The following is a 7,003-nucleotide window of genomic DNA, read 5'->3' on the forward strand; positions in this document are numbered from 1 at the left end:
GCTCTTAGCTCTTAAGATAAATTCTTAACAGTTTTGACAATTTCTTCACGTAGAATTTTCTCAAGTAAAATAGGCAATTGACATTGTAACCACTCCGCTATAGCGGGACGCAATACATCTCTTGCAACCTTTTCAGCAGAGGAAACAACATACGCAGATAATTCTACACAACCAGAAGATGGATTTCTTTTCTGTGATACAAATGTCTCATCATATTGTTTTACTTTATGAACAGAATCTTGTTCTTCAGAAGAAAGACTCATCCCTTGCATATCCATCTTATTTTCCAATTTTGTATCATTTGTTAAAGAAGAAACTCTATCTTCTGCAGAAAAACCAATACGATCAGCTAAAGCCCTCATCGCATCATCAACAGATAAAGTCGCATCATAAACACCTTCTGATGGTGTTACTGAACTCTTTGCAGAAGCATTTGCTGCAATAGATTCACTTGAGAAATTATCAGACTGAACTGAATTTTCTTCAATTATTTCACGGATAGATGTCAAAATCTCATCCATACTTGGCTCATGTAACGCATTTGAACTCTGTACCATACTTTAAAACCTCTCGAAACGCAAAAACAAACGAAACTACCATCTACTGTAGCAAAAGAACGATAAAATCAACACATCTCTTTGTCTGAAATATGATACTACACACAACTTTTTTCAACATGATACAAATTGGGGCAAAAAATATTTTCAATATCAACAATTAATTTATAATATACTCATTTATGCAAATAATTATTTTAATGTGTAAAAATCGCTAATTATATCCTCGATTCTCAGCGAACATATTTAATCGTTTTCAAACCCAAATAACTTGCGGTCAATTTACCAACAGAATATTGGACACTATAACTTGCAACGACAACATCACATTCTGCTGCTATTAACGCAATCTGAGCATTAATCAACTGCGTCTGAGAGTTTAAAACATCCAATGTAGTTGCCTGCCCTACACGATTTTCTTGAATACGACCTTTAAAAGCAATGTCAGCAGCACGAACACTCTCACGATAAGCTGCAACAGATGCACGAGCACCTTCTAACTGAAACCAAGCAGAAGTAAGTGCTTGTTTTACACCACTTTGAGCCAAATCAAGCTGAAAATGGGCTTGCCTAAATTGTTCCTTTGCCTGGCGAATCTGCGCAGATGTACGTCCTCCTTCAAAAATTGGAAAACTAAGTGAAAGCCCCACTGATTGAGAAACTCCATCCTCTCCAGGCCCTCTATAAACTCGATTATAAGATGTTGTCGCAGACAAATCAACTTTAGGAAGCAGTGCTCCTTCTTTTGCTTTGACATTATAAAAACTAGAATCAATTAAATATCTTGCATAAAGAATTGCGGGGTGCATAGCGATACTAATTTGATAACCGGAATCAAGATTCATTGGTAATTCTTTTGCCATCAATGGACGTTCTAATTTTTTAGGATCAGCACCAATTACTTGCCGATAAATTGCTTCCGCTGATTTTACGTTAGCATGAGCAACACTGAGCTCAGAAACAGCAACAGAACGAGCTGCTTGTGCTTGAGCAAAATCAATACGCCCTCCTTCCCCTACCTCAAGTTTTGCTTTATCTGAACGAACTTGCTCTTCAAGGGCAATCAAATTTTTTCGACGCAGATCAGCAATACGGCGCGCTTTGTACACATTAGTGTATGCTGTCACAACTTCAAGAAACATATTCTGCTCAGCATTACGAAAATATTCATGCTGTGCTTGCATTTTTAATTTAGCTGAAAAAAACGTATTTTGCGTAATAAAACCATCAAATAACCTTTGATTTAGCCTTATTCCTATAAATCCAGAGGTACTATAAGGAGCTATAGCAGCTTTATTTCGACCATAGCTCCCAATTCCTTCAATTTGTGGAAAAAAGCCTGAACCTGCAACAACCATATCATCTTTTGATATGCGCACAGCCGCACGCTCACTATTCAATTTAGCATTATGCAGATAAGCTTTAGCAAAAGCATCCATCAATGTATCAGCATAAGCTAATTCAGAGATAAAAATGCAAAAAATCAGGAACAAACATACTTGAAATTTCTTGTTTATTTTAAACACAATATAAATCCTAAACTAATCATACTATTCTTTATATCTATTTATAAAATATCAGCATTAAAATACAAAATCAGGCAATCTTAAAAATTCAGGTAAGGGTTTCACAGAAAGATTAAAATTACGACAAACTGAAATAGTACTCTCTTTTCTTACGTAGATTCGTGCAATACCAGCATTGCCATGTCCTTCAACCACAACAAGACGTCCACCTTCTCTCATCTGATCAAAAATACCATCAGGAATGAAATCGACAGCACCTTCAATAAAAATTACATCATAAGGCCCTTTAATAGGATATCCCTTCTCTAAGGTCTCATGAACAACCGTTACATTATTATACTGATTACACTCCAAAATTTTGGCAGCCTGTTCTGCAAGCATCTTATTGCCTTCTAATGCAATAACGGATTTCCCAAGTTTTGAAAGCAATGCAGAACAATAACCGCTATTTGCACCAATATCCAAAACAACATCGGATGATTTTACAGCTGCCAATTGTAATAATTTTGCTAAAGATGCAGGTCTCATTAAATGACGTACAGGCAAATTACTCTGCGCTGGAAATACAACAATATCAGCATCGCGATAACTTAAATCTCTAATATTTTCTGGAACGAAATCTTCACGTGGCACTGTTAAAAATGCTTTGAGAACCAACAAATCTGTCACATCTACTGTACGAATTTGATTATCAACCATTTTACGGCGAAGTTCTACAAAATCTACTATCATCACTAAATTTCTCTCCCATACGCAATAAAAGCTTCCAAAAAGCAGCAACAGTTTTAAGATGTGAACATCTGCTACTACTAATGGTGCGACAAAAAGCATGTTATAGTCAATAATTAAGATCCCAATTTCGCCAATTTTAATGTACACTGTATTCTACTAGATACGAAAGTAACTCATTTGAGATTTTGAGAATTATAAATCAAATTAGCTGGAGGCCTCGCCCGGAATCGAACCGGGATACAAGGATTTGCAGTCCTCTGCGTAACCATTCTGCCACGAGGCCCCATTAAAATGTAAAGATCGTCAATAAGGGAAGGCAAAGCATCCGTCAAGGCAAAGAAACTTTTTCTAACCTTTTTATTCATTCATATCATATTGTAATTTGAAGATTTAAAAAATTAAAGTAATTTTTCTCTTTGCAAATCAATATTGCTTTGCTATAGGCTTTGTAAATTAAGTGATTATACACTGTTCCCCGGTAGCTCAGTGGTAGAGCAACCGGCTGTTAACCGGTTGGTCGCTGGTTCGAATCCGGCCCGGGGAGCCATATTTGGGTGTAATGCTTAACATATTGACTTTATTGATCTTTTTAAAGATAAAAAATTAAGGTTTCATATTTTCTTCTATAATGCATTGCGAATCGATATTTCTTTTGAATTGTTTTATAGCTACTATAATCTGCATAATTTTGCCTTTTAGATATGTTGCCAACTTGCACGTATGGGCGTCCTGTTTATTATGCTCGAAGATTTGTCTTGCTAAACTTGAGTTGATGACAATAAAGTCTTTTCGCTCTAGATGAATAAAGAACTATCCGATACAAAAATCACATTCATTATGTCCTACATCCGTTAAGTAGGATCAGCATATAAATCGGAATCACTTTTCTTTTAATTTTATTTTTTATTTTCAATCGCGTTAGTGCTCTCTTTAGTAGATTTCTTTATTCATTTTTTTCTGTTTAACCTTCTTTCTAAAATAAAAAGCTCTTACTAAAATCATAAAAAAATAGTGAAAACTGCCATCATCAATGCTAAACATAATAAGCTGATTTCACATTAATACACCTATAGTAGCGTATTCGTCTCACTTACTACATCTAAATAATAATAGTTTTACATCCAATAATGCATAAAAGTAAGTTTTATAATGCGCTCTTTAAATCTGTGCTATTTATTTCTCTAACTTTTAAAACGCAATGACCGCACATATTTTGTTTTTTTGTGTTCTAATGAGTTTTTTTACTTTTTGATTGTGCAATTTTATCGATGCTATTTAAGATTTTTTCCGATCTTTAATCCTCTTAAATGGTGTTTTACTACCTTCTCGCTTGTAAATTTTTGGTTCAGCTAGTTTTTCAGGTAATGATGCAAATTGCAGAGGAATCTCTTTTCGTGTTAATTTCATACGAATCAAGCGCTCTATAGCACACAAACGTACCTGCTCTATTTTTTCATCAAAAAGTGTAATAGCATTACCAGATGCACCATTACGTCCGGTACGACCAATGCGATGCACATAGCTTTCAGCATTATCTGGCAAATCATAATTAATAACATGGCTGATTCCGGGGATATCAATACCACGTGCAGCAATATCAGTTGCAACCAAAACTCTTACTAATCCTTCACGAAAATCTTTTAACGCACACTGCCGAGCATTTTGTGATTTATTTCCATGGATTGTCGCAACAGAATATCCCGTTTTTACCAAACTACGCGCAACAGAATCAGCGCCATGCTTAGTACGTATAAACACAATAACTGAAGCCAAAGCAGGATTTGTTAAAAGTTTATTCAAAACACTCTTTTTTTCACTTGTAGAAACACAATACAGTACTTGAGTAATCTCCGCAGCAGTGGTTCCTTGAGACACAACTTCTATTTTTACTGGTTTCTTAAGTAAATTATCTGCAAGCACATTAACTTCTTTTGACATTGTCGCGGAAAAAAGTGCCGTTTGACATTTCTTATGCAAAAAGTTTGCAATTTGTCGCACATCATTAATAAAGCCCATATCTAACATACGATCAGCCTCATCTAGAATAAAAAAACGAGACTGAGACAGATCAACATATTTATTACGGATAAGATCTATTAAACGTCCCGGTGTTGCAATCAAAATATCCACACCCTTTGCCATCCGTCTAATTTGTGTCAAACGCGACATTCCCCCTAAAATCAAACAAGTTGAAAGATGGGTTCCTTTTGCAACAGCACTAATTGCTTCCTCAATCTGAACAGCAAGTTCACGCGTAGGAACCAAAATTAAGGCTCGCGCAGTTTTAGGGTGACGCTTATCACCTAAAGTTAAAATTCGGTTCAAAATGGGTAAACTGAATGCCAATGTTTTTCCAGAACCAGTTTGTGCAATCCCTAAAATATCATGCCCTTTTAATATTACTGGGATAGCTCGCTCTTGAATAAGCTTAGGTTTATGCATACCAGCAATAAACAGGTTTTTAACTAAAAGAGAGGACAAACCTAGTTCTGCAAAAATATTTTCTTTACTTACACTCAAAATAAAATTTTCCCTAGCTCGATAATTATCAATAAATTACAAGCTAAATCGTAGTATTAAAAAACATACAATAGAGTCCTAATTTTAATTTTGTGGACCAATGCTTGAAATAAAATAAACTGCCAGACACCACACATGGGTATCTTAATCCAAAATAAGATGTACAAAACCTTTTTGTGTAAAAAACTAATTCATCAACACAAACGCTTTAATAGGCAGTATCATCGGATTAAAATAAAAAGCAAGTACCTTACAAAATTATTTATTTTTTTATTACTGTTTCCTTCGGCATATTCATTCCCTTAAAATCAGGATAAATCTCCAGAAAAATTGTATTTTGTATAGTCTTCTGTCCCCCATAAACTAAAAACCATTTATCATTATCAAAAATCGCTAAGGTTTTATATTTTATGATACGATCCTTTGTTTCAATCACAGTTGGAATCAAAGCATAAAAAATATCATTATTAATTTGCTTATAGTCTATTTCTGTTTCATCTAAATGATAAGCATCAGTAGGTAAATTTTCAAACTGAACATGCAGTTGCTCAAGAAAATTATTACGTAAACTATCCTCTGTCGTGTTTAACAGGCGAGCCATTTCTTTATAAAGTCGATCAGGCATATGAGCAGAAACAATAGAAAAATTTCTATTTTTCATGGCCTTATTAATATCAATAACCAAATTTGAAAGCGCAGTTTTTTGCATTACCGTTGGCTCAGCTACTACATTATATGTTCCAATACCTAATAATAAAAATACACTCAGCATAAAATAAAAAATGGATTTCACTCTCTATATTCCTTTATTCAAAAAAATTTCAAATTACAAAACTAAATAACTCTATAATCATCTGTAACATAACGATATTTCTAATAAACTTATTTAAGTTATCTTTATAACATATCGAAGTTAATATGTTTTTTTAATAAAATTAACATAGAATAAAAATTTATAACTAATTTCGTAAGGCACTAAAAGTGTATAATCTCGTCATTAAAATAATAATTTAAGCTCAAAACTATGTATCCCATCAACACTGCTAAAAACTAAAAATAAAATATTGCTCTACCCCCTGAAAAGGTGAAATTTGTTTTTTAATGCCTAGAAAATATTTAAAATCAAAATTACTATTAAAAATAATTAGAAGATTTTTCTCTTCATGAAAAATACTTTTCAGAGCGTCAATCAACAAAAACTATCTCAAAAACAATACCTCCAAAATGCAGCATTTTAATTATTGTCAAAACAATTCGATTTTTAGGAACTATAATAATAAAATATGTAAGAACTGCTCCAATATCTCACAATTTAATTATACTCGTTTCAGCTACAATAGCCTCATCTACAAATGTATCAACATTTTCTAATTTGATATGTTTCCCATTATTTAAAATAAAGAAATCACCTTTCAACTTCCTGTAGTTTAATAAAAAGAAACTCTGCTTGCCAATCACATTAACGAAATAAATTACTTACATCACTAATCAACTACTTCTCCCTACAGATATAATTATCAAATCTGATTTGTTTTTCTCACTGGAATTTTAATTTTATTGCAAAGCAACTTAACATCAAATTATCATTTGCAATCTATCAAGAATTATAAAGAACAAAAAAGCACTACAAACTTTATATAGCAGTATATAATAACTATTAAATCTCTA

Annotated in this window: 5 protein-coding genes and 2 tRNA genes; 1 reads left to right on the forward strand and 6 read right to left on the reverse strand. The window is 33.3% G+C overall.

The genetic code is table 11. The features are described from left to right. Positions 1-11 precede the first annotated feature (11 nt). The 4 genes from M4Z11_RS03690 to M4Z11_RS03705 all read right to left on the reverse strand — a co-directional run bounded on the left by M4Z11_RS03690 (position 12) and on the right by M4Z11_RS03705 (position 3,098). Entirely contained in the window at positions 12-557 is a 546-nt protein-coding gene (locus tag M4Z11_RS03690) for a DUF2497 domain-containing protein (RefSeq protein ID WP_249676402.1), read from the reverse strand. A gap of 233 nt (positions 558-790) precedes the next feature. Continuing rightward, positions 791-2,092 carry a TolC family outer membrane protein gene (locus M4Z11_RS03695; RefSeq protein WP_249676436.1) on the reverse strand — a complete coding sequence of 434 codons (1,302 nt, stop codon included), beginning with the start codon at positions 2,090-2,092 and terminating at the stop codon, positions 791-793. 48 nt (positions 2,093-2,140) lie between these two features. Continuing rightward, positions 2,141-2,815 carry a protein-L-isoaspartate O-methyltransferase family protein gene (locus tag M4Z11_RS03700; RefSeq protein WP_249676437.1) on the reverse strand — a complete coding sequence of 225 codons (675 nt, stop codon included), beginning with the start codon at positions 2,813-2,815 and terminating at the stop codon, positions 2,141-2,143. A gap of 209 nt (positions 2,816-3,024) precedes the next feature. After that, positions 3,025-3,098, reverse strand: a tRNA-Cys gene (locus tag M4Z11_RS03705). Positions 3,099-3,287: 189 nt separating this feature from the next. Between M4Z11_RS03705 and M4Z11_RS03710 the strand changes: the two genes are divergently transcribed. Then, positions 3,288-3,362: transfer RNA gene (locus M4Z11_RS03710), tRNA-Asn, on the forward strand. A 728-nt stretch (positions 3,363-4,090) separates the two neighbouring features. Here M4Z11_RS03710 and M4Z11_RS03715 read toward each other — a convergent pair. Both M4Z11_RS03715 and M4Z11_RS03720 read right to left on the reverse strand, forming a co-directional pair. After that, positions 4,091-5,335, reverse strand: coding sequence for a DEAD/DEAH box helicase (locus tag M4Z11_RS03715; protein WP_249676405.1), 1,245 nt, complete (start codon positions 5,333-5,335; stop codon positions 4,091-4,093). 262 nt (positions 5,336-5,597) lie between these two features. After that, the gene (locus M4Z11_RS03720) at positions 5,598-6,128 is read right to left on the reverse strand and encodes a hypothetical protein (RefSeq protein WP_249676408.1); all 531 of its coding nucleotides are present in this window, start codon (positions 6,126-6,128) and stop codon (positions 5,598-5,600) included. Between the last annotated feature and the right edge of the window lie 875 nt (positions 6,129-7,003).

This window comes from Bartonella bilalgolemi, assembly GCF_023500045.1.
Lineage (GTDB): Bacteria > Pseudomonadota > Alphaproteobacteria > Rhizobiales > Rhizobiaceae > Bartonella > Bartonella bilalgolemii.